At 50.5% G+C, this 23,963-nt stretch carries 20 protein-coding genes; 8 read left to right on the forward strand and 12 right to left on the reverse strand.

The window, feature by feature from the left end:
- Positions 1–30: 30 nt before the first annotated feature.
- Together HMPREF2606_RS04715 and HMPREF2606_RS04720 are read right to left on the reverse strand one after the other, a co-directional pair.
- Positions 31–1,095, reverse strand: a complete 1,065-nt coding sequence (locus HMPREF2606_RS04715; RefSeq protein WP_003745670.1) for a 2,3-butanediol dehydrogenase — start codon at positions 1,093–1,095, stop codon at positions 31–33.
- A gap of 238 nt (positions 1,096–1,333) precedes the next feature.
- The gene (locus HMPREF2606_RS04720; protein WP_070843385.1) at positions 1,334–2,392 is read right to left on the reverse strand and encodes a histone deacetylase family protein; all 1,059 of its coding nucleotides are present in this window, start codon (positions 2,390–2,392) and stop codon (positions 1,334–1,336) included.
- Positions 2,393–2,569: 177 nt separating this feature from the next.
- Between HMPREF2606_RS04720 and yajC the strand changes: the two genes are divergently transcribed.
- From yajC to HMPREF2606_RS04740, 4 genes are all read left to right on the forward strand, one after another.
- Positions 2,570–2,836 carry a preprotein translocase subunit YajC gene (gene yajC / locus HMPREF2606_RS04725; protein WP_070843386.1) on the forward strand — a complete coding sequence of 89 codons (267 nt, stop codon included), beginning with the start codon at positions 2,570–2,572 and terminating at the stop codon, positions 2,834–2,836.
- A gap of 75 nt (positions 2,837–2,911) precedes the next feature.
- The gene (gene secD / locus HMPREF2606_RS04730) at positions 2,912–4,765 is read left to right on the forward strand and encodes a protein translocase subunit SecD (protein WP_070843387.1); all 1,854 of its coding nucleotides are present in this window, start codon (positions 2,912–2,914) and stop codon (positions 4,763–4,765) included.
- 3 nt (positions 4,766–4,768) lie between these two features.
- The gene (gene secF / locus HMPREF2606_RS04735) at positions 4,769–5,704 is read left to right on the forward strand and encodes a protein translocase subunit SecF (RefSeq protein WP_070843388.1); all 936 of its coding nucleotides are present in this window, start codon (positions 4,769–4,771) and stop codon (positions 5,702–5,704) included.
- Positions 5,705–6,028: 324 nt separating this feature from the next.
- Positions 6,029–6,910, forward strand: coding sequence for a carbohydrate kinase family protein (locus tag HMPREF2606_RS04740; protein ID WP_070843389.1), 882 nt, complete (start codon positions 6,029–6,031; stop codon positions 6,908–6,910).
- A 78-nt stretch (positions 6,911–6,988) separates the two neighbouring features.
- Here the strand turns inward: HMPREF2606_RS04740 and HMPREF2606_RS04745 are convergent, their stop codons facing one another.
- The 5 genes from HMPREF2606_RS04745 to rimP form a co-directional block, all read right to left on the reverse strand.
- Complete coding sequence (locus HMPREF2606_RS04745; protein ID WP_070843390.1) at positions 6,989–7,546, reverse strand: nitroreductase family protein; 558 nt, start codon at positions 7,544–7,546, stop codon at positions 6,989–6,991.
- 110 nt (positions 7,547–7,656) lie between these two features.
- Positions 7,657–10,395, reverse strand: coding sequence for a calcium-binding protein (locus tag HMPREF2606_RS04750; RefSeq protein WP_070843391.1), 2,739 nt, complete (start codon positions 10,393–10,395; stop codon positions 7,657–7,659).
- A 349-nt stretch (positions 10,396–10,744) separates the two neighbouring features.
- Positions 10,745–13,636, reverse strand: coding sequence for a translation initiation factor IF-2 (gene infB / locus HMPREF2606_RS04755; RefSeq protein ID WP_070843392.1), 2,892 nt, complete (start codon positions 13,634–13,636; stop codon positions 10,745–10,747).
- Positions 13,637–13,647: 11 nt separating this feature from the next.
- On the reverse strand, positions 13,648–15,153 hold the full coding sequence (gene nusA / locus HMPREF2606_RS04760) for a transcription termination factor NusA (RefSeq protein WP_070713315.1): 1,506 nt from the start codon (positions 15,151–15,153) through the stop codon (positions 13,648–13,650).
- Positions 15,154–15,180: 27 nt separating this feature from the next.
- Positions 15,181–15,612 carry a ribosome maturation factor RimP gene (rimP, locus tag HMPREF2606_RS04765; protein ID WP_003685973.1) on the reverse strand — a complete coding sequence of 144 codons (432 nt, stop codon included), beginning with the start codon at positions 15,610–15,612 and terminating at the stop codon, positions 15,181–15,183.
- A gap of 343 nt (positions 15,613–15,955) precedes the next feature.
- Between rimP and serC the strand changes: the two genes are divergently transcribed.
- Positions 15,956–17,062: a phosphoserine transaminase gene (gene serC, locus HMPREF2606_RS04770; protein ID WP_070843393.1), complete on the forward strand. Its 1,107-nt coding sequence runs from the start codon at positions 15,956–15,958 to the stop codon at positions 17,060–17,062.
- Between the two features lie 62 nt (positions 17,063–17,124).
- Here the strand turns inward: serC and HMPREF2606_RS04775 are convergent, their stop codons facing one another.
- The 3 genes from HMPREF2606_RS04775 to rnhA all read right to left on the reverse strand — a co-directional run bounded on the left by HMPREF2606_RS04775 (position 17,125) and on the right by rnhA (position 19,549).
- Positions 17,125–18,318, reverse strand: coding sequence for an LD-carboxypeptidase (locus tag HMPREF2606_RS04775; protein ID WP_070843394.1), 1,194 nt, complete (start codon positions 18,316–18,318; stop codon positions 17,125–17,127).
- Positions 18,319–18,391: 73 nt separating this feature from the next.
- Positions 18,392–18,790: an HIT family protein gene (locus HMPREF2606_RS04780; protein WP_070843395.1), complete on the reverse strand. Its 399-nt coding sequence runs from the start codon at positions 18,788–18,790 to the stop codon at positions 18,392–18,394.
- Positions 18,791–19,111: 321 nt separating this feature from the next.
- Positions 19,112–19,549 (reverse strand): ribonuclease HI, encoded by a 438-nt coding sequence (gene rnhA, locus HMPREF2606_RS04785; RefSeq protein ID WP_070843396.1) that lies wholly within the window; start codon positions 19,547–19,549, stop codon positions 19,112–19,114.
- Between the two features lie 142 nt (positions 19,550–19,691).
- Here rnhA and HMPREF2606_RS04790 point away from each other — a divergent pair, with 142 nt between their 5' ends.
- Positions 19,692–20,081 carry a PH domain-containing protein gene (locus HMPREF2606_RS04790; RefSeq protein WP_049329817.1) on the forward strand — a complete coding sequence of 130 codons (390 nt, stop codon included), beginning with the start codon at positions 19,692–19,694 and terminating at the stop codon, positions 20,079–20,081.
- Between the two features lie 12 nt (positions 20,082–20,093).
- Positions 20,094–20,963 (forward strand): SAM-dependent methyltransferase TehB, encoded by an 870-nt coding sequence (gene tehB / locus HMPREF2606_RS04795; RefSeq protein WP_070843397.1) that lies wholly within the window; start codon positions 20,094–20,096, stop codon positions 20,961–20,963.
- A 56-nt stretch (positions 20,964–21,019) separates the two neighbouring features.
- Here the strand turns inward: tehB and HMPREF2606_RS04800 are convergent, their stop codons facing one another.
- Together HMPREF2606_RS04800 and HMPREF2606_RS04805 are read right to left on the reverse strand one after the other, a co-directional pair.
- On the reverse strand, positions 21,020–21,520 hold the full coding sequence (locus HMPREF2606_RS04800; RefSeq protein WP_070843398.1) for a GNAT family N-acetyltransferase: 501 nt from the start codon (positions 21,518–21,520) through the stop codon (positions 21,020–21,022).
- Positions 21,521–21,533: 13 nt separating this feature from the next.
- Positions 21,534–22,070, reverse strand: coding sequence for an isochorismatase family protein (locus tag HMPREF2606_RS04805; protein WP_070843399.1), 537 nt, complete (start codon positions 22,068–22,070; stop codon positions 21,534–21,536).
- A 153-nt stretch (positions 22,071–22,223) separates the two neighbouring features.
- Between HMPREF2606_RS04805 and argS the strand changes: the two genes are divergently transcribed.
- Entirely contained in the window at positions 22,224–23,942 is a 1,719-nt protein-coding gene (gene argS / locus HMPREF2606_RS04810; protein WP_070843400.1) for an arginine--tRNA ligase, read from the forward strand.
- The last annotated feature ends 21 nt before the right edge of the window (positions 23,943–23,963 follow it).

A 23,963-nucleotide genomic window follows, 5' to 3' on the forward strand; every position in this document is an offset into this window, starting at 1 on the left:
ACGGCCTGTTTTATTCTTTAAGCCTTAGGATTAAAGATTAGGATTGACAATGATTTTTACTGCGGATTCGTTGTTGTGGATCAAGCGCTCGAAGCCTTCGGAAATCAATTCGTCCAGTTTGATGCGCTGGGTGATGAAAGGCTCAAGGTTGATTTTGCCTTCTTCAACCAATTTGATGGTTTCTGCGTGGTCGTTGCAGTAGGCGATGGTGCCGCGCACGTCCAGCTCTTTCATCACGACGCTATGGACGTTGATGGTGGCGGGGTGGCTCCAAATGGATACGATGACGACTTTCGCAGTCGGACGGCATGCTTCGACCATGGTGTCCAGCACTTTGTTGACGCTGGTGCATTCGAATGCGACATCTACGCCTTCGCCGTTGGTCAGTTTTTTCACTTCTTCGACGACATCGACTTCGGACGGGTCGAGGATGTAGTCGGCCACGCCGGCTTCGCGTGCTTTGTCTTTACGTGCTTTGCTCAATTCGGTGATGATGACTTTGATGCCTTTGGCTTTCAATACGGCAGCCAACAGCAAACCGATTGGGCCTGCGCCGCCGACCAATGCCACGTCGCCTTCTTTCGCGCCACTGCGTACATAAGCATGGTGGCCGACAGACAGAGGCTCAATCAAAGCAGCTTGGTCTAATGGAATTTTGTCGGAAATAGGGTGTACCCAACGGCGTTTAACGGCGATTTTTTCAGACAAGCCGCCACCGCAGCCGCCTAAGCCGATGAAGTTCATGTCTTTGGAGAGGTGGTAGTTGCTGCCTTCGCCGGTCGGTACGTCGTCGCGGATGATGTAGGGTTCAACGACAACGTGTTGGCCGACTTTGATGTCGTCCACGCCTTCGCCTACGGCATAAACCACGCCGGAGAACTCGTGACCCATGGTTACAGGGGCTGACTCGCCGGAGATTGGGTGCGGATGGCCGCAAGGCGGAATGAAAATCGGACCTTCCATGAATTCATGCAGGTCGGTACCGCAGATACCGCACCACGCAACATTAATGCCGACCGTACCCGGAGCTACGGTTGGCTCGGGAATGTCTTCGATGCGGATGTCGCCTTTGTTGTAAAAACGTGCTGCTTTCATTGTAACGCTCCTTTTTTTGTGGAGGCCGTCTGAAAAAGACGGTCAATTAGGGAAAGGGAAGCAGTGTGGCGTGTGAAGTATTTTTATTGATATGTTTTATGTTTGTTATTTTACTACTGATAATATGAAAATGGTTTGTCTTCGCTCAAATTAAGGTGTGTAAATTGTAAATGAAGAAAAGGCCGTCTGAAACGGATAATATGTTTTCAGACGGCCTGGGGTCGATAGTTTAAATGCGTTATTGCGTAGGATTGTTACTTTTGCCACGCTTCAAATGCTTTTGGTAGGCGATGACGTAATCGGCCTTGCTCAAGCCTGCTAATACGCGGATGTGGGCGGCGGCGGATTTGGACATGGATTCCAAGGTATAGCCGCCTTCCAGTACGGAAACGACACGCCCCTGACAGCTTGCCGTTGCTTGGACGATTTTGTGCGTCAGCCAGGCAAAATCGGCTTCATGCAGGTTCAGACGGCCTGTTTCGTCTTGTTTGTGCCCGTCAAAACCAGCTGAAAGCAACACCAACTCGGGGCGGAAAGCTTCCAGCTTGGGCAGCCATTGTTCACGGATGGTCGTACGGAAGATACGGCTGCCTGTGCCCGGTTTGAGGGGCGTATGCAGCATATTTTTGCTGCCGGCGTATTGTTCCGCCTCCGGGAAGGGGAAGATGTCGGTTTCAAACAGGTTGAAAAACATCACGCGCGGATCGTCTCGGAGAATCTCCGCCGTACCGTCGCCGAAGTGGGCGTCGAAATCGATGACGGCGATGCGTTGCAGGCGGTATTGGGCAATGGCGTGCATCACGCCGGCGGCAGTGTTGTTGACGAGGCAGAATCCGCTGGCGCTGTTGCTGTGGGCATGGTGGCCGGGTGGGCGGATGGCGCAAAAAGCATGCCAAGCCTTTTTGTGCATCACCATATCGACTGCTTTAACAACGGCTCCGGCCGCAAAACGGGCGGCTTGGAGGGAGTCGTGGCAGATGACCGTATCGTCGTCGATACGGTGGATTTTACCGGGGAGCGGCTGGGCGGCTTCCAACTCGTGCAGATAGTTGCGCGAGTGGACCAATGCCAGCTGCGCATCTTTGATTTCCGGTGCTTCGGCGGTTTGCAGGCGACGCCAAATGCCTTCTTGTTTTAAGGCGGTTTGAATGGCGCTGATGCGTTTGGGCCTGTCGGGATGGTTGGGTCCCGGCTGGTGCTGCAGAAATATCGGATGGGAAATCCATACGGTGCGGGCGTTTTTGCCAAACAAACGGCGTAGGCGGGTGCTGATGCGCCAAAGGATTTTTTTGAACATGGAACAGTATGTGTCGGACAAGTCGTAAAGACTGCTAAATATGGTTAATAAATACGGAAATGCTTGGAAATTTTTCAGACGGCCTTTAGAATAGCTCAATTTTGCAGTCCAACCAATGTGTTTGATTGCAGTGTGCAGTTTTTTACTTAATCTAAAACTTGAAAGAACGGATATATTATGAATCAAGCAGTGGCTCAATTTGCCCCTTTAGTGCTGATCATGGTGGTGTTTTACTTCCTGATTATGCGTCCTCAACAAAAGAAATTCAAAGCACACCAAGCTATGCTGGCTGCTTTGAAAGTAGGCGATAAAGTCGTTTTGGCGGCAGGTTTCAAAGGCCGCGTGACCAAAGTCGGCGAGCAATTCTACACTGTCGACATCGGCCAAGGTGCGAGAATCGAAGTAGAAGTGGAACGCAACGCGATTGCCGCGAAAGCCGAATAATCCGTTTTTTTGCGAAAAGCCGCCTCATTTTCCGAGTGCGGCTGTTTGCCTTTATAAATAAAGCAAAGGTTTACCATGAACCGTTATCCTTTATGGAAATACCTGCTGATTGCGTTCACGATTGTGGTTGCGGCTGTTTACTCGCTGCCCAACCTTTTCGGTGAAACGCCTGCCGTACAGGTATCGACCAACCGACAAGCCATCGTGATCAACGATCAAACCCAGTCTAAAGTGGATGCCGCGCTGAAACAGGCAGGTATTCAGACTGATGGTATGTTCATCGTCGACAACTCGCTGAAAGTGCGTTTCAAAGATACCGAAACGCAACTGAAAGCGCGTGATGTCATCGAAAACACTTTGGGCGAAGGTTATATTACCGCGCTCAACCTTTTGGCGGACAGCCCAGAGTGGATGGCGAAAATTAAAGCCAATCCGATGTTCTTGGGTCTGGACTTGCGCGGCGGCGTGCATTTCACCATGCAGGTGGACATGAAAGCCGCGATGCAGAAAACGTTTGAACGTTACGCCGGCGACATTCGCCGCGAATTGCGCCGCGAAAAAATCCGTACCGGCACGGTGCATCAGTCTGAGAATGGTCTGACTGTGCCTCTGCAAGATGCTGCCGATGTACAAAAGGCTTTGCCTCAGTTGCAAAAAATGTTCCCTGAAGCCACTTTAGTTGCAGACGGCAACAATATCGTGCTGACTCTGTCTGAAGAGGCGATTAATAAAGTACGCTCTGATGCGGTGAAGCAAAACATCAACACTTTGCACAACCGTGTGAACGAATTGGGTGTGGCAGAACCGGTTATCCAGCAATCCGGCCTTGACCGCATTGTCGTACAGCTGCCGGGTGTGCAAGATACTGCCAAAGCAAAAGACATTATCGGTCGTACTGCGACTTTGGAAGTACGCATGGTGGAAGACGATCCGATTAAATTGCAGGAAGCCTTAAACGGTAATGTCCCGACTGGTTATGAGTTGCTGTCAAGCGGTGGCGATCATCCGGAAACTATTTTGGTTAACAAACAAGTTGAACTGACCGGCGACAACATCAACGACGCGCAACCTAGCTTTGACCAAATGGGCGCGCCTGCCGTGAGCCTGAGTTTGGACAGCGCAGGTGGTAGCATTTTTGGCGAATTGACTTCGGCCAATGTGGGTAAACGTATGGCTATGGTGTTGATCGACCAAGGTAAATCCGAAGTCGTAACCGCGCCTGTCATTCGCGCCGCCATTACCGGTGGCCGTGTGGAGATTTCCGGCAGCATGACAACTGCCGAAGCCAACGATACTTCATTGTTGCTGCGTGCCGGCTCGCTGGCTGCTCCGATGCAGATTGTCGAAGAACGTACCATCGGCCCGTCTTTGGGTAAAGAAAACATTGAAAAAGGTTTCAATTCCACCTTGTGGGGCTTTGCCGCCGTTGCAGCGTTTATGGTGGTTTACTACCGTCTGATGGGTTTCTTCTCTACTATCGCTTTGAGTACCAATATCTTGTTCTTGGTAGGTATTTTGTCTGCCATGCAGGCAACGCTGACCTTGCCGGGTATTGCCGCGTTGGCATTGACACTGGGTATGGCGATTGACTCCAACGTATTGATTAACGAGCGTATCCGTGAAGAATTACGCGCAGGTATACCACCTCAGCAGGCCATCAATCTCGGTTTCCAACATGCTTGGGCAACTATTGTCGACTCTAACTTGACCTCTCTGATTGCCGGTATTGCTTTGTTGGTATTCGGTTCCGGCCCTGTACGCGGTTTTGCCGTTGTGCACTGTATCGGTATTCTGACCTCGATGTATTCATCTGTGGTCGTGTTCCGTGCTTTGGTTAACCTGTGGTACGGCCGCCGTCGCAAATTGCGGAATATTTCCATTGGTTCGGTATGGAAGCCGAAAGCTGAAATGGCAGAAGGCAAGGAGTAAAACATGGAATTATTTAAAATCAAACGCGATATTCCGTTTATGAGCTACGGCAAACTGACGACTTTTATTTCGTTGGTTACGTTTATCGCCGCCGTGTTCTTTTTGGTAACCAAAGGCCTGAATTTCTCCGTCGAATTTACCGGCGGTACGGTGATGGAAGTCCAATATCAGCAGGGCGTTGATGTGAATAAAACACGCAAACGCCTCGATACGCTGAAAATGGGCGATGTACAGGTTCAGGCATTGGGTACGAACAAGCACATCATGATTCGCCTGCCGAACAAAGAAGGCGTAACCTCCGCCCAATTGTCCAACCAAGTGATGGATTTGCTGAAAAAAGACAATCCTGACGTTACCTTGCGCCAAGTTGAATTCATCGGCCCTCAGGTTGGTGAAGAATTGGTTACCAATGGTTTGATGGCATTGGGCTTCGTGGTGGCAGGTATTATTATTTACTTGTCCATGCGTTTTGAGTGGCGTTTTGCAGTATCCGCGATTATTGCGAATATGCACGATATCGTGATTATTCTCGGCTGTTTCGCCTTCTTCCAATGGGAATTCTCTCTGACTGTCTTGGCAGGTATTTTGGCAGTTCTGGGTTATTCTGTGAACGAATCCGTGGTGGTGTTTGACCGTATTCGTGAAAACTTCCGCAAACCGCATATGCGCGGCCATACTGTTCCGGAGGTTATCGACAATGCGATTACCGCTACCATGAGCCGTACCATCATTACCCACGGTTCGACCGAGGCAATGGTTGTTTCTATGCTGGTGTTCGGCGGAGCGGCCTTGCACGGCTTCTCTATGGCGCTGACCATCGGTATCGTGTTCGGTATTTACTCTTCCGTATTGGTTGCTAGCCCGCTCTTGCTGATGTTTGGCTTGAGCCGTGAGAACATTGCCAAAGAAGTGAAGAAAAAAGAAGAAGTGGTAGTTTAATCGCTGCAATACTTCGATAAAGGCCGTCTGAAAATTGATTGAATCAGTTTTCAGACGGCCTTTTGTATTTAAATTTCAAAATGTTTTATTTTGATGAAATCAGAGGGGATAAATGTGAAAGAAAAAGAAAAAATATGGACGATATAATTTTGTGATGAATCAAGTTTATTGTCTGATGTCCCCTTAATTGCTTGTCAGTCCCAATATTTTAAAACATAATACTTTTGCCCCCGATGCTGGAGTTTTACTACAAGTACATGATTTGCAAAAAATCTGTCGGGAGTGCAGACCCTGCCAATCAACCTCAAAAAAGGAAGGCCAAGAATGAAAGTAACCAGTTTCGGCGAAGTGCTGTGGGACGATTTTCCAAACGGAAAGGTATTGGGTGGCGCCCCCTTGAATGTTGCTGTCCGTTTGCAGTCTTTGGGTATCGATGCTGCCATCATCAGCCGTCGCGGCGATGATGCCGATGGCGAGGAATTGCTGCGCCAGGTCCAAAGCAAAAACGTCAATACTGATTATTTGCAGGTTTGCCACGAATGCGCGACCAGTTTGGTAAAAGTGCATTTGGACAAGTCTGGCAGTGCGTCTTATGAGATTGTTTATCCTTGCGCGTGGGACAGAATTGCAAATAATAATGCGGCAATCAAGCGAGTGGCGGAATCCGATGCGTTCGTTTTCGGCAGCTTGGCAACCCGCGATGAAGTTTCGCGTAAAAGCTTGGCAGTTTTGCTGAAAGAAGCCAAATTCAAAATTTTTGACGTTAATCTGCGCAAGCCGCATTACGATCTTGACCGCTTGTTGGAGACCATGAAACAGTCCGATATGGTCAAACTCAATGACGATGAGTTGTATGAATTGGCTGCGGCTTACGGTTCTCCTTATCACAGTATCGAACAAAATATCAGCTACCTTGTTAAGCTGACCGGTGTCAAAATCTTGTGTGTGACTTTGGGCAGCCATGGCGCGGTTTTGTATAAGGACGGCGAGGTGTACCGCCATTGCGGTTTCCGCGTTAAAGTGGTGGATACTGTCGGCTCGGGCGACAGCTTTCTTGGCGGTTTGACTTACAAATTGTTGAACAATGCGCCTCCTCAAGAAGCCATTACTTTTGCTTGTGCGTTGGGCGCGTTGGTTGCTTCGCGTCATGGTGCAACGGCGGATATTTCTTTGGAAGAAATTGAAGCGTTTATGAATCCGGCTTGATATTTTGACAAGAGACATAAAAAGGCCGTCTGAAAACCATTAAATCAGGTTTTCAGACGGCCTGAGTATTTTCAGGCTTTACCAATAAGTGGTAAAGCATTCCAGGTTGGTATTTTTCGGGCCGCCGCCTTCTTCGGTCGGCGAGCCAATCATCATCAGGCCGATGATTTTGTCTTTGTCGGCACAATCAAATGCTTCGCGCAACAATGGGCTGTTGACCCACATGCCCGTGATCCAAACATTGTCGAAGCCTTGAGCAGAAGCAGCCAGTTGTAAAGCATAGGCGGCACAGCCGGCAGTCAGCATTTGTTCCCATTCAGGTTTGGGTTTCGCCACTTCACGGTTTGGCGCAAATGTAACGCCAATAATCATAGGCGCCATGTTGCCGACGCGTTCGGCCTTTTTCATGGCATCATCACCGAAGTTGAGTTCGGTAACGGTCTTGCTCAAAAGCTCGCGGAAACGTTGCAAGCCGGTCTCGCTTTGAATCACAGTAAAGCGGTAAGGGCGCATATTGCCGTGATCAGGTACTTGTGTTGCCGCTTGCAGCATTTGTTCCAGTTGCTCGGCGTTGGGCGCCGGAGCCGTCAGTTTTTTGGAAGAGCGACGCGTGGTGAGGAGATTTAAGGCATCCATTTTTATTCTTTCTTGTGAATTCGAATGAGAATAATTATATAGCAGAACAATAAATAAATCAGCAAAAGACTGAGGCCGTCTGAATTAAGGTTTCAGACGGCCTTTGAGTTTTACAGGATACCGTTGTTTTGTGTATTTTCAGTCATCAGTGCTTTGCTGATTTCGTCGGCGGTGTAGCTCTTACCGTTTCTGAATACAAAGCTGTCGACATTATTGTTGGCAATGTCATGGATGGTCAGGGTGTCGCCTGTATCTTTGATGGTTAAGACCCAATCATCGCCGGTTTTCAACTGTAAATCTTTCAGCGTAAGTCCTTCTTTGAAAAGGACTTGGGTATCGCTGCCACCATATGGATTAAAGGTGTCGTTGCCGCTGTTTCTGCCAAACATGATAACGGTGTTGTTGGCACCCGGGTCGGTAATGGTATCGTTGCCGCCGGCTGTATCAACGATGTTGATACCTCGGCCCAAAGTAATGGTTTCATCACTGCGGTTGCCCCTGTATTCGACAACAGAAGTGTAACGCGAAAAATCTAAATCGTTGTTGTTGCTATCGGCATGGATGGTGTGGTTGAAGTTGTTGTACACATCACGGTTGAGTTCTTCAATGGGTTGGCCGGTGTATTGGACGATGTTTGTGTTGCCGATCATGTGCGGGATAGACAGTTTGAAGTGGTTGATCAGCTCGCCCGTGCTGTATGAGGTATTGCCGTCAAACTGAAACTCGGAAATCGCACCGTAAATGCCGCTTTGGTTTTTGATGGTTAAAACATCGTCTGTGCCTTTAATGCGGATATGCCAAGTATCGCCATCCAACAGGGGATTGGATACAAATTGGTTGCTGTCGGGCATGTCGGCAATCCCGGTCTTGTCGTAACCTTTTTTAACGGTAATTTCAAGGTCGTCAAGGGTGATGCCGCCGGTAAATTTAACGACGTTGGCGTTGAGTCTGTGTAGGCTTGCTTTGCTATCAAAACCGAGGTTGAAGTCAAAAATGGTGTCGTGACCGTAACCTTTGCCGAAAACATAGGTATCGTTGTGTTCGCCGCCTTCAAGATAATCATTGCCTGTGCCGCCGTCGAGTAAGTCTGCACCTACATGGGCATAGAGTTTGTCGTTACCGTTGCCGCCATAGAGTTTATCGTCGGAAGCAGGTTCGTTGCCGTAATAGGTTTCGCTGTGTTCGCGCAAGATGTCATCTCCGTCGTGGCCATAGAGGGTGTCATGGCCGTCGTTGCCGCCGTCGATTTCATTGTTGCCTGCATTGCCATGCAAGGTATCGTCGCCGTTTGTGCCGACAAATTTGATGGTTTCACCTTTCAGCGCTTGGAAGGCTTGTTGGAACTGCGCGGCAGTGTAGGTTTGGTCGTTGAACTGGAAACGGTCGATGGAAATGCTGCCATCAGCGCCGATTTGGTTTTGAATCAGTGCTGAACCTTGCTCCGAAGTAATTTCCCAACTTTGGCTGCCATCATCGTTATGAATGGTCTTCAGGTTGAGCTTGGCATTGTTCAGGCCGTCTGAAAACTTGAGGGTATTGATGCCTTGGTTGTCGATAATGGTATCGTTGTCGCCGTAGATATAGGTATCGTTTCCGGCGCCGCCTTTCAGGATGTCTTTACCGTTGCCACCCACCAAAACATCGTCGCCAGCATCGCCATTGATGGCATCGTTACCGTCGCCGCCATCCAGATAATCGTTGCCGTCGCCGCCATTGAGATTGTCGTTGCCGCCCATGCCGTAAACGGTATCATCACCACGTCCGCTATTGAGGCGGTTGCGGCCTTCGTTACCGGTCAGGATGTTATTACTGTTGTTGCCGGCGGCAAAAATATTGGCTGAGCCGGTCAGGGTAACATTTTCGACGTGGGTAGCGGCAGTATGGGAAATGCTGCTGAATACGGTATCTTCGCCGCCACCAGCCTGTTCAATCACCACGTCTTTTACATCATCAACGTAGTAAGTGTCATTGCCGTCCCCACCTTCCATAATGTCGGCATCGGCTTTGCCGTCGATCATATCATCGCCGGATGTGCCGATCAGGTAGTCATTGTCGTCGCTGCCATCGATGGTCTGACCGATTTCGGTATGCTCAGTCAGGGAAATATCAAAATATTTGGCAAAGTTGTTTACATCCAGTTTTTGTGTGCCGATGATGAAGTGGGAGACTGCCGGTGTTGTACCGTTTTGAGTGTATTGGTTTTTGATGGTTAAAACGGCGTTGCTGTTTTTTACGGCAATCAGCCAGTCTTTACCACCGGTTTCGTTGTTTTGGACTTCAACGGTTAAATCGTTAAGGCTCAGATTAGTATGAAAGCGGATGCTGTTGTGGCCTTGATTGTCGATGATGGTGTCTTGCTCGCTTTGGGCAGAGAAAAGGTAGGTATCATCGCCTTCGCCACCTTCAAGCACATCGTTGCCTGCTTCGCCGTTGAGGATGTCATTGCCTGTTTCGCCGAAAAGAAGGTCGTTGCCTTCGCCCCCATTGATGACATCGTTGCCACCGCCGCCGTAAACGATGTCGTCACCGCGCCCGCTGTTGAGGCGGTTGCGGCCTTCATTGCCGATGAGGATGTTGTTGCTGTTGTTGCCAGCACCGAAAATGTTGGCTGTACCGGTCAAAACAAGGTTTTTAACGTGGTTTGGAAGGGTATAGCTGACGTTGCTGCAAACCGTATCATCGCCGCCATTTGGGTTTTCAATGATTGTATCGTCACTGAGGGTTACATAATAAACGTCATCTTCCGACGTGCCTGTCGTTACTTGTTCAAGGAAGGAAGGTTGTAATTGCTCTAAATGTCGTAATTCAAATTGCGCATTGGAGGTGCGCATTGCTTTTTCGATTGTCATGATATTTTCTTTAGATATTGATGAGAGTAACAAGGAAGTAAACGTATCCGGCATATGGCCGGTATTGCTTAATTTGTATTGTGTTTAGGCTGTATATACTAGTGCCGAAATTTGATAAAAACAACAGAAACGTTAAGATATGACAATATATAGAGAGCTTTATCAGGCTTTGTCTGCCGTCTATTCCTTTGCTAAATGGCTTTGCCTTGTATGGCTGTTTTGTTTCTTATATACCACACATCAATTTTCATAGTTTCAAACTATGAATGGTTGTAAAAAGGCCGTCTGAAAAAAGAAGCAGGTTTTGCATTGCAAAACCTGCTTCTGATTTTTCAGACGGCCTGTCTGATTATAGAGTACGGGCAACTTCGACGATGTCGAAACATTCGAGTTGGTCGCCTTCCATAATCTCGTTGTAGCCTTTGAGCATCAGACCACACTCGAAGCCCATGCGGACTTCTTTGACGTCGTCTTTGTAGCGTTTCAAAGAAGACAGCTCGCCGGTATGGATAACCACGTTGTTGCGGATGAGGCGGACATGGGAATCGCGTTTGACCACACCGTCGGTAACCATACAGCCTGCAATGTTGCCGACTTTGGAAACGGAGATAACCTGACGGATTTCGACTGTACCGGTTACTTGCTCTTTCTCTTCCGGAGAGAGCATACCGCTCATGGCGGCTTTCACATCGTCGATGGCATCGTAAATGATGTTGTAGTAACGGATTTCCACGTTTTCATTCTCAGCCAGTTTGCGTGCGGAAGCATCTGCACGGACGTTAAAGCCGATGATGAATGCGCCGGAAGCGATGGCCAAGTTGACATCAGATTCGGTAATGCCGCCAACGCCGCTGTGCAACACGTTCACTTTCACTTCGTCAGTGGACAGTTTTTTCAGGCTGCCCGCCAAAGCTTCGTAAGAACCTTGTACGTCTGCTTTGATGATGACAGACAAGGATTGGGCTTGGTTTTCGCCCATGTTGTTGAACATGTTTTCCAGTTTTGCGGCCTGTTGTTTGGCCAAGCGCACGTCGCGGTATTTGCCTTGACGGAAGAGGGCGATTTCGCGCGCTTTTTTCTCGTCGGCCAATACCATTGCATCTTCGCCTGCGTTCGGAACGTCGGACAAGCCGAGGATTTCGACAGGGATAGACGGACCGGCTTCATTGATGGCTTTGCCGTTTTCGTCAACCATCGCACGGATTTTACCGAATGCAGTACCGGCCAGCAGCATATCGCCTTTTTTCAGCGTACCGCTTTGAACCAGTAATGTGGCAACCGCGCCACGGCCTTTGTCCAAACGTGCCTCAACGATGATACCTTTGGCAGGTGCATCGACTGGGGCAGTCAGTTCCAAAACTTCGGCTTCGAGCAAGACGGCTTCGAGCAATGCATCGATGTTCAGGCCTTTTTTAGCGGAAACGTCGATAAACTGTACATCGCCGCCCCATTCGTCAGGCACGACTTCGTGCGCAGTCAGCTCTTGGCGGATACGCTCAGGGTTGGCAGCTTCTTTATCGATTTTGTTGACGGCAACCACCATCGGTACGCCCGCAGCTTTAGCGTGGGCAATCGCCTCGATGGTTTGCGGCATTACGCCGTCGTCGGCTGCAACCACAAGAATCACGATATCGGTTGCTTTTGCACCGCGCGCACGCATGGCGGTAAACGCTTCGTGACCCGGAGTATCCAAGAAGGTAATTACGCCGCGAGGGGTTTCAACGTGGTATGCACCGATGTGTTGGGTAATGCCGCCCGCTTCGCCTTGTACCACTTTGGCGCGGCGGATGTAGTCCAGCAGGGAAGTTTTACCGTGGTCAACGTGACCCATCACGGTAACAACCGGAGGACGCGGCAATGCTTCGGCTTCTACTGCTTCAACGCCTTCATCCAAGAATGCTTCAGGGTCGTCGGCTGCGGCAGGTTTGCCGATGTGGCCGAGTTCTTCCACCACAATCAGGGCAGTGTCTTGGTCGATAGATTGGTTGATGGTTACCATCATGCCCATTTTCATCAGGGCTTTAACCACTTCGACGCCTTTAACGGCCATTTTGTGTGCCAAGTCGGCAACGGTAATGGTTTCAGGCACCAAAACTTCGTGTACGACAGGTTCGGTCGGCGCTTGGAAGGCGTGTTGGTTCGGCTCTAGTTTGAGTTTCTTGCCTTTTTTACCGCCGCGTACGCGCTCGTCGTCGCCGTTGCGTGCATTGCGGTCACGTCCGCCTTTACCGCCTTTACCTTTGGCGTTACGGCCTTGAGTGTCTTCATCACGCTCACGACGGTCTTCTTTTTTACCGCGCGCGTTGTGTTCGGATTTGCCTTCGCCGGATGCTGCTTTGGCTTTCTCGGCAGGTTTATTACGTTCGCCTGATTTGGCTTCTTTAGTAGGTTTTGAGTCTTTCTCGGCCTGTTGTTTTATGGCTTCACGGCGTGCTTGACGCTCTTGTTTTTCTTTTAACAAGGCTTCTTGATGCGCACGCAGGGCGGCAGCACGACGGGCTTCTTCATCGCGTTGAGCCTGTTCTTCCACGCTGACGACAGGTTGCGGTACGGCAGGAGCAGCAGGTTTGGCTACCTTTTTCGCTTCTTTGCCTTTGCCGCCTTTGTCTTGTTTGGCTTTGGCAGGTTTTTTGGCTTCAGCTGGTTTTTCACCTTCAACGGATTTTTCAGACGGCTTGTTGTCTGCTTTAGCCTCAACTTTTGCTTCGGCCTTAGCTTCTACGGCTTCAACCGGTTTGGCTTCTTCTTTTTTGGCTTCGGCAGGTTTGCCTTCCGCTTTTGGTGCGGCTTTGGCTGCTTTCAGTCTGGCTGCTTCAGCCTCTGCTTTGGCGCGGGCTTCGGCCTTTGCGGCAGCTTCTGCTTCAGCTTTGGCTTTTTCTTCGGCAGCTTGAGCGGCTGCTTTTTCTGCTTCGGCTCTTTGGTTTTCTGCTGCTACTTTGGCTTTGGCTTCTGCTGCCAATTCTTCGGAAGAAGGAATGGTAACGGCACGGCTGCGGCGGCGTGTTTCCACTTTTACGCCGTCAACGGTGCTGACTTCGGTTTTTTTGCGGCGGATGCTGATGGTGCCGCTGTTGCTGCCGTTTTTCTTTTGCAGGTAAGCAGTCAACAGTTGTTTGTCGTCAGTGGTTATGCTGTCATTGCCGCTGTTTTTGTTGACCCCGGCTTCTTTCAATTGTTTAAGCAAATCATCGACGGGGCGGTTTAGTTCGGCGGCAAATTGCGCTACGGTTGTATTACTCATTCATTACCCCCTTAGTTATTTTCTTCAGTAAACCAGTGTTCGCGTGCAGCCAAAATCACTTTTTTGGCTTCTTCTTCGTCAATACCGGTAATTTCGACCAATTCGTCAACAGACAACTCGGCCAGATCATCGCGTTGGGTAACGCCGGCTTCGGCCAGTTTGCGCAACATATCGGAATCTACGCCGTCCAGATTGCGCATGTCTTCAGACACTTCACCCAGTTTTTCTTCTGCGGCGATGGTAATGGTCAGGATCGCGTCGCGTGCGCGGTTGCGCAGGGTTTCAACGATTTCTTCGTCAAAGCCGTCAATCGAGAGCAATTCTGCCGCTGGAACGTAAGCAACTTCTTCCAATGTGGCAAAGCCTTCTTCCACCAAGATATCGGCGGTTTCGTCGTCGATGTTCAAGTGGGTGGTGAAGAGGTTGCGGATAACGGCATCTTCGGCGGCATTGCGCTCGTCGGCTTCTTCAACGGTCATGATGTTCAGCTGCCAGCCTGTCAGGATGGAAGCCAGGCGGACGTTTTGACCGCCGCGGCCGATAGCCAGTGCCAGTTGGTTTTCGTCAACGATCACGTCAACCGCGTGTTTGTCTTCATCAATCACGATACGGCTCACTTCGGCAGGAGACAGCGCATTCATCACGAATTGGGCAGGCTCAGGAGACCACAATACGATGTCGATGCGTTCGCCGGACAATTCGTTGCTCACGGCGTTAACACGGGAACCGCGCACGCCGATACAAGTACCCTGCGGGTCGATGCGTTGGTCGTTGGCTTTAACGGCAACTTTGGCGCGTTGACCTGGGTCGCGTGCTACTTCGCGGATTTCCAACAGGCCGTCTGCAATTTCAGGCACTTCGTTGGCGTAGAGTTTGGCCAAGAAGTCGCCGCTGGTACGGCTCAAAATAACTTGTTTGCGGCCGGTATTGCCGATTTCGTCCACGCGCAGGAAGAGGGCGCGGATGCGGTCGCCGCTGCGGAAGTTTTCACGCGGAATCATTTCTTCGCGCGGAATCAGGGCGTCAAGTTTGCCCGCGACGACTTCAACGATGATGCCGTGGCGCTCGACACGTTTTACTGTACCGGAAACGATGTCTTCTTTAGAGGCGAGGAACTCGTTCAGGTTTTGCTCGCGCTCCGCATCACGGATGCGTTGCAGGATGATTTGTTTGGCAGTTTGCGCGGCTTGGCGGCCGAAGCCTTCGTTTGGCAGCTGCTCTTCGTAGTATTCGCCGATTTGGATGGTTGTGCCGGGAATTTCTTCTTGGATTTCCTCGATGGTTTTTTCTACGTCGGGGTAGGTGTAGTCTTCATCGGCAACAATCAGCCAGCGGCGGAAGGTTTGGTATTCGCCGGTATCGCGGTCGATTTCGACGCGCACGTCCATGTGCTCGCGGTCGGCTTTTTTCTTGGCAGCAGTAGAGAGAGCGAATTCAAGGGCTTTGAATACGACTTCCGTTTCAACGTTTTTTTCACTTGCCAGCGCTTCGGCCAGCTGTAACATTTCGCGACTCATTTTCTAGAATCTCCAAGTAATCGGTTTTTAAAATTTAAATTCGGGGCGCAAACGGGCTTTATCGATGTTGCTCAATTCGATTTGGGCAGTTTTGCCGTCGAAAGAGACGGTAACGATGTCGTTTTCGCAAGATTCGATGCGGCCGATGAAGTTTTTCTGACCATCAATCGGCAGGCGTGTTTTGATTTTGGCGTTCTGGCCGGCAAAGCGTACGAAGTCGGCGGCTTTTTTCAGCGGACGGTCAAGGCCAGGGCTGGAGATTTCCAAACGTTTGTAGTCGATGTCTTCAACCATAAACACGCGGCTCAGATGGTTGCTGACAGTGGCGCAGTCTTCGACGGTGATGCCGCCTTCTTTATCGATGAAAACGCGCAAATCGCCTTGTGCGGTCAGTTCGAAATCGACCAGCTCGTAGCCCAAGCCGGGCAGGGTTTTATCAAGAATGCTTTGAATATCCATGCTTCTCCAGAAGTACATAAACAAAAAAATGGCCGCGCGGCCATTTTTCGTGTGATTTGAAAAATTGGCCTATTATAACTGTTTTCAAGATAAAAGAAAAGTGTTGATTTGGCGTGGATTTTTTGAAGTGATTGCTTAAATGTAAAGGATAGGGTTGAGGCCGTCTGAAAAGGAAATTGTTGACAAGTTTTGATGTAGTGTTTTTGAAATTTTTTTGAAAAACAAATAATTGGTATTTCTTTATTTTCAGGCGGCCTTGTATTTCCGGATTTTTCGTGCTTGCACAATGTGCAAGGCGGTTCTACAATTTCTTTATACCCACCGAATAAGAAAGAAGGCTGCAATGTCTGCACACCCGATTTACAATTTTTCCGCCGGTCCTGCCGTATTGCCGGAAGCGGTATTGCGTACCGCGCAACAGGAAATGCTCGACTACAACGGTACGGGCTTTCCCGTGATGGCGATGAGCCACCGTTCGGATATGTTTTTGGGTATTCTGTATCATGCCGAACAAGACTTGCGCCAGCTTTTGAATATTCCGTCCAACTATAAAATCCTGTTTTTACAGGGCGGTGCGACCACGCAATTTAATATGGTGGCCATGAATTTGGCGCACGGTTTTGCGACTGCCGACGCGGTGGTAACGGGCAACTGGAGCCGTATTGCCTATGAGCAGATGAGCCGTTTGAGCAATGCCGAAATCCGTTTGGCTGCGCATGGCGGCGAGCAATATGCCTATAAAAACCTGCCTGCGGTGGAGGATTGGGATGTCAACCCGAATTCCGCGTTTGTTCATTTTGCGATTAATGAAACCGTAAACGGCTTGCAGTATCAAAACGTCCCCAAACTTTCAGACGGCCTGCCGCCGCTGGTGTGCGATATGTCGAGCGAGATTTTGTCTCGTGAGTTTAATGTGTCCGATTACGGCTTGATTTATGCCGGCGCGCAAAAAAATATTGGCCCTGCCGGTGCGACCGTGGTCATTATCCGCGAGGATTTGCTGGAGCGTTGTCCGAACGATATTCCCGATGTGTTTAACTACCGTTCGCACATCAACCGCGACGGTATGTACAACACGCCTTCCACTTATGCGATTTATATGTCGGGCTTGGTGTTCCGCTGGCTGCAAACGCAGGGCGGTGTGAAAAAAATTGAAGCGGTCAATCGAATAAAGGCGCAAACCTTGTATGAGACGATAGACGGCAGCGGCGGTTTTTACATCAATGATATTCATCCTGATGCGCGCTCCAAAATGAACGTGGTCTTCAAAACCGCAAGCGAAGACTTGGACCGCCGCTTTGTGTTGGAAGCCGAGTTGCAGGGCTTGTGCCTGCTTAAGGGCTATAAAACCGTCGGCGGTATGCGTGCCAGCATTTACAATGCGATGCCGCTTGAAGGTGTAAACGCGTTGGCCGACTTTATGAAAGATTTTCAACGGCGTTATGGTTAAGACTTAAGATCAAAAGGCCGTCTGAAACTGGGTTTCAGACGGCCTTTTTATTTGAACAAGCCTTATTCGGTGACTTCTTCAGTAATGCTGTCGCGGTAGATAGTACTGTCGTAAGTCGGAACAGGAGGCGGCAGCAGGCTGTCGAGTGTCAGCACGGACGGATTCAGCGTAGGATAGCCGCTGAAGGTTACGGAATAACCGCCGTTGCCGGTACTGCGGACTTTGGCATGCGCGCCCAAAGGGAAAGTGGTTTTGTTGGTGATGTGGCCGAATGGGAAGCCGGTCAACACAGGAATCTTGGCGGTGCGCGAAATGTGATTGACTACGGCGGAGAAATCGTAGCTGGAGTCGTACACGTCGCGGATGGTGCCCATGCGGAAATCGCCGAAGATGATGGCGCGTTGTTTTTGCAAAACACCTGACAGATAAAGCGTATTGAGCATACGCTCGATGCGGTAGGGTTGCTCGCTGACGTCTTCGATAAAGAGGATGCCGCCTTGAATATCGGGCATGTAAGGCGTACCGGCGAGGGAGGCGAGAACGCTGAGGTTGCCGCCCCACAATGTGCCTTCGACGTTGACATCGGCGCGTTGGATGGTCGGAACATCAACGATGTTGACGTTGTTGGTCGTGCCGCGGATGAATGAATCCATGGTAAAGACGCTGGGGTCTGCTTTACCGAATTCGCTGTACACCATCGGGCCTGCAAAGCTCATCATATTGCCTTTGGCCAACAGGGCGAGTTGGACGGCACACACGTCGCTGAAACCGAAGAATAATGTGCCGAGTTCGCGCATTCTGGCACCGAGTGAGGCAAAGTCAATTTGCGGCAGGATGCGTGCCGCGCCGTAGCCGCCGCGCAGGCCCATCAAGACTTTAGGCGTTTCGACACGACCGCTGGCAACGTCTTGGAAGTCGGCGGCGCGTTGGGCATCGCTGCCGGCAAAGCGTTGGTAACGGCGGCTGCCTGCCTGTTGGTTGGTTACGGTAAAGCCTGCGTTGTAGAGGCGGGTCAGGCCGGTGGTCACGCGGTTGGGGTCTTCGGCGAAGCCTGACGGCGCAACAACGCGCAGGAGGTTGTCGCCGGAACGTGGCGGATGGGGTTGCTTAGGTTGCACGGTTTGGGCTTTCGCGGTGGTAGATGTGGTTTTTGTTTGCGGCGTGGTGGTCGTGCCTGTGCCGCAGGCTTGCAACAACCCTGCGCCTGCCGCGGCAGAGCAGGTACGCAGGAAATGGCGACGCGTGGTAGAGTTCATTGAGGTTTTCCTTTCGTTATATGTTCAGACGGCCTGAACTTGGCGTGTCGGACCTTACAGGCCGTCTGAAAGTTTAAGCGATTAAGTTTTTGATTTGTTCCGGCCAGTTTTCGGGCAAGGCCATACCGTGTTCGCGGACGGGCGCAGCCCAAATCGGCGCGGGGAAATTGGCGTCGTTTTCAAAACGGGCGATGACGTGCCAATGCAGGTGTGGCACAACATTGCCGAGGCTGGCCAGATTGATTTTGGCCGGGCGGAAGACTTGGCGCATTGCGGCTTCAACCTGATACACCATTTCCATGATTTCGTTGCGTTCGGCAGGGGAAAGGTCGGTCATCTCGGAGACATGGTTATTCCAAATAACGCGGCAGAATGCCGGTGCGCCGGCTTCATTGTGGACGGCGATCACGCGCAGGTTTGGCGTTTGCAGCAAAATATCTTCGTTGTCGGCAGTGCAGATGGGGCAGGTCATGGTTTTCTCTTTTTTAGTCTGAATAGGAATCGGATGATTGCCATCAGGATTTTTAGAATGAGGTAAATAGCAGTCAGCGTGATGAATGTGAACAGCCACGGTTCAGGTATAAACCACCAAAATAAATAGGTAGGCGTGATTCAGTCGGCACATTCTTCGGCACTCTTAACGTGATCGCATAAGCCAAAGCGAAAAAAATCATCGACATCATGAAAGGGCGAATAGGCGGACATAAGTGCTTTTGGCGTCACACAAATCAATGCAATGATAGCAATCCAAAAGAATGGTTTGAGATATTTGAGTACAGTCATGGGTGAAGTGTTATGCAAATTTTGCCGCCCCTTGATTAGCAAGCTCGTCGGCTTTTTCGTTTTCAGAGTGTCCGGCGTGGCCTTTGACCCACGTCCAGCGGACATCGTGCTGTTGAACCAGACTATCCAGCTCTTTCCATAAATCGTCGTTTTTAACCGGTTTTTTGGCGGCAGTTTTCCAGCCGTTTTTTTTCCAGCCGTGTATCCAGCTTTCCATGCCGTTTTTGACGTATTGCGAGTCGGTGCAGATAACGACTTGGCAGCGGCGTTTTAAGGATTTCAGTCCTTCGATAACGGCGGTCAGCTCCATGCGGTTGTTGGTGGTTTCGGCTTCGCCGCCGAACAGTTCTTTTTCGTGTGTGCCGTAGCGCATAAATACCCCCCAGCCGCCTGCGCCGGGGTTGCCTTTGCATGCGCCGTCTGTGTAGAGGTAAACGGGTTTATCCATGGGCATGTCTTTGTCGAATAAGGCGGTATCATAACATAAGGCCGTCTGAAATATCGGCAAATGCCGTCTGAAATATCGGCAAATACGGTTTGCGCGTGTAAAATACCCTGCACTTTATCACTCGTATAGAAAGCAGGTAGATATGGGATTGTTCAGCGGCCTTTTGGGCAATGCTTCGCAAAAAGACGCAGATGCGGTGGAACGCGATTTGGCAAATATCCTGATTGATGGCGAACAGGTAAAAATGGCATTCAGCCTGGTGCGCGATTTGATTGTGTTTACCGAATATCGGCTGGTGTTGGTGGACAAACAGGGTTTGACCGGCAAGAAAGTGTCTTACCGTTCGATTCCGTACCGTTCCGTATCGCGCTTTTCGGTGGAAACCTCGGGCCATTTCGATTTGGATGCCGAGCTGAAGATTTGGGTTTCTTCCAGCGAAGCACCAACCGAAACCTTGCAGTTTAAAAGCGACAAGAGCGTGATTGCCATTCAAAAAGCCTTGGCAGAAGCTGTGTTGAAACCGTCAAAATAGAAAGGAAATATGATGAGCGAACAGCAAGAATTGTTTTGTTACAAACAGATGCCGGTGTGGACGGCGGACGAGATTCCCGAAGCTTTGTTGTCCAAACACAATACCGCCGCCGGTACTTGGGGCTGCCTCAATGTCCTCCAAGGCCGTCTGAACTTCAATGAAGTGGACGAGGCGGGCAATGTTACGGCTACGCACGAGCTGACGCCTGAAAGCGATGATTGGATTATCCATCCGCAAGCATGGCACTTTATCGCGCCGCAAACGCAAGATACGGAAATCCAACTGTCGTTTTACTGCGAGGCGGCGGACTATTTTAATAAGAAATACGGCATGAGCGCGACACATTCGGCCGTCCGTGCCGCCGAAGGCATCGTGCCCGTCGGCAAGGTTTTGGATATGGGCTGCGGTCAGGGGCGCAATGCGCTGTATTTGGGTTTGAAAGGTTTTGACGTTACCGCTGTCGATAATAATCCCCATGCGGTTCAAAACGTGGAAGAGCTGGCGCGTATTGAAGAGTTGAATGTCCGCGCGTTTGAATACGACCTCAACGCCGCCAATATTCAGGAAAACTTCGATTATATGGTGGCGACCGTGGTGTTTATGTTCCTGATGCCGCGTTACGTTCCTGACGTGATTGCCAATATGAAGGAACACACCAACCCCAGCGGCTACAATCTGATAGTGTCTGCGATGGATACTGAAGATTTCCCTTGCCCGATGCCGTTCCCATTCAAGTTCGGCGAGGGCGAGTTGCGCGAATACTATAAGGATTGGGAATTGGTGGAATACAAGGAAGAGCTGGGCTCGATGCACGCGAAAGACGAATTTGGCAATCCGATTCAGTTTAAATTCGTTACCATGCTGGCGAAGAAACCGGAATAAAGGTTTTGCCGTCAAAAGGCCGTCTGAATTCAGTTTTCAGACGGCCTTTGTCGTAATCAATCCACAATCCTTTTGCCCAAAATCACCACGTCTGCCAACATGGTGTCCAAATCGCAGACTTGCGGCAGCCGCCCCCATTCTTCAAAACCGAAACGGTGAAACAGGTTCAGGCTCGGATAGTTGTGGCCGAACACAAGCGCGATGACGTTGCGGATGTCTAAGGATGGCGCGCGTTCGAGCATATGCCGCAACAGGATTTTGCCTACGCCTGCGCCGCGCATATCGTGGCGGACATAAACGCTGACTTCCGCACTGATGTGGTAGGCGTAGCGCGGATGGTAGTCGCTGAAACTGCCCCAGGCCAATACGGTGCCGTCGGCATCGTAAAGGGCGTAGATCGGGCGTTTGTCCGTGTGCGCGGCAAACCACATTTCACGCTCGGCAACCGTGGTCGGCGATAAATCGGCGGTGGATTGGCGCGTGGCCACGGTGCTGTTGTAAATATCGACGATGGCGGGCAAGTCTTGGCGCAGGGCAGGGCGGATGGTGTATTGCATTTCAGACGGCCTGTTATTGAATCAGTTTGGAGATAGTCTTAAAGGCCGGATGTTTGGCATCGCCGAGCAGTTGGAACAAAATACTTTCGACATTGGAAACGGTAATGCCCTGACGGCTTAGTTGCGCCAAACCATTGTCGCGGTTGGCTGTTGTGCGCGAGGCGGTGCATTCGAAAGGCAGGGATACGGCGTAACCTTGCGTCTTCAAATCCAAGGCCGTCTGAAGCATACAGATATGCGCTTCTGCTCCCACTAAAATAACGTTTTTGATGTCGTTTTTGCGTAAGATTTCCTGAATTTCAGGTAAAAACGCCGAGAATCGGGTTTTCTCGACAACAGGCGTACCTTCTGGCAACAGCAGCGATACGGCGGATACGGTGCTGCCCAAACCTTTCGGATATTGTTCGGTTACGGCAAAGGGTACGTCCAAAGCCGTCAAACCTTGAATCAGCAGGCGGCAGCGTTCCACCATTTCGTCCGCGCCGGAAAGGGCGGGCAGCAGGCGTTCTTGAATATCGACAATCAGACAAAGCGTATTTTTGGGGTTCATGGCTTTTCCTTTCAGACGGCCTTTACGGCAAGATCGTTGAATCAGAATGCAATCATATAACAAGCCGCTGGAAAAGTATTGCAGCTTGCCCTGTTTTAAAGCCCGAAATTCTTTTAAAATACCGCCTGATTTGAATTGATAGAGACCGACAACATGAATTTATACCAAACCGTCGAACGTGAAGCCCAAGCAGCCTTTGCCGCTGCCGGTTTGTCCGACAGCCCCGTCGTATTGCAGGCGGCGAAAAATCCCGACTTCGGCGATTTCCAAATCAACGGCGTGATGGGTGCGGCGAAAAAAGCCAAACAAAATCCGCGCGAATTGGCGCAAAAAGTGGCCGAGGCATTGGCGGACAACGCTGTGATTGAAAGTGCGGAAGTAGCCGGCCCGGGCTTTATCAACCTGCGCCTGCGTCCTGAGTTCCTCGCCCAAAACATTCAGACGGCCTTGAGCGACGCGCGTTTCGGCGTAGCGAAAACCGACAAACCTCAAACCGTCGTTATCGACTATTCCTCTCCTAATCTTGCCAAAGAAATGCACGTCGGCCATCTGCGTTCCAGCATCATCGGCGACAGCATTTCGCGCGTGTTGGAATTTATGGGCAACACCGTTATCCGTCAAAACCACGTCGGCGACTGGGGTACGCAGTTCGGCATGTTGGTCGCTTATTTGGTTGAGCAGCAAAAAGACAATGCCGCGTTTGAGCTGGCGGATTTGGAGCAGTTTTACCGCGCCGCCAAAGTGCGCTTTGACGAAGATCCTGCCTTCGCCGACACCGCACGCGAATACGTTGTGAAGCTGCAAGGCGGCGATGAAACCGTTTTGGCATTGTGGAAACAGTTTGTCGATATTTCACTCTCGCACGCCCAAGCCGTTTATGACACGCTGGGCTTGAAACTGCGTCCTGAAGACGTGGCAGGCGAATCGAAATACAACGACGATTTGCAACCCGTAGTCGATGATTTGGTCGAAAAAGGTTTGGCAGTCGAAGACGACGGCGCGAAAGTCGTGTTCTTGGACGAGTTCAAAAACAAAGACGGCGAACCTGCCGCATTTATCGTGCAAAAACAAGGCGGCGGCTTCCTTTATGCTTCCACCGACTTGGCATGTTTGCGCTACCGTGTCGGCACGCTTCATGCAGACCGCTTGCTGTACGTCGTCGACCACCGCCAAGCCCTGCACTTTGAGCAACTCTTTACCACTTCCCGCAAAGCAGGCTATCTGCCGGAAGATGTAAAAGCCGAGTTTATCGGCTTCGGCACCATGATGGGCAAAGACGGTAAACCGTTCAAAACGCGCAGCGGCGACACCGTAAAACTGGTTGACCTGCTGACCGAAGCCGTTGAACGCGCCACCGCTTTGGTGAAAGAGAAAAACCCTGAATTGGGCACAGACGAAGCAGGTAAAATTGGTAAAACCGTCGGCATCGGTGCAGTCAAATACGCCGACTTGAGCAAAAACCGCACCAGCGATTATGTGTTCGACTGGGACGCCATGCTTTCGTTTGAAGGCAATACCGCCCCCTACCTGCAATACGCCTACACACGCGTACAAAGCGTATTCCGCAAAGCCGGCGAATGGGACGCAACTGCGCCAACCGTTTTGACCGAACCTTTGGAAAAACAACTGGCCGCAGAGCTGTTGAAATTTGAAGACGTACTGCAAAGCGTGGCAGATACCGCTTATCCGCACTACCTCGCCGCCTACCTCTATCAAATCGCCACTCTGTTCAGCCGCTTCTACGAAGCCTGCCCGATTTTGAAATCAGAAGGTGCAACCCGCAACAGCCGCCTGCAACTGGCGAAGCTGACCGGCGACACGCTGAAACAAGGCTTGGAGTTGTTGGGTATTGATGTATTGAGTGTTATGTAAGTTTTTGAATAAAAACGATGA

It is taken from the genome of Neisseria sp. HMSC070H10, from assembly GCF_001837635.1.
Lineage (GTDB): Bacteria > Pseudomonadota > Gammaproteobacteria > Burkholderiales > Neisseriaceae > Neisseria > Neisseria subflava_A.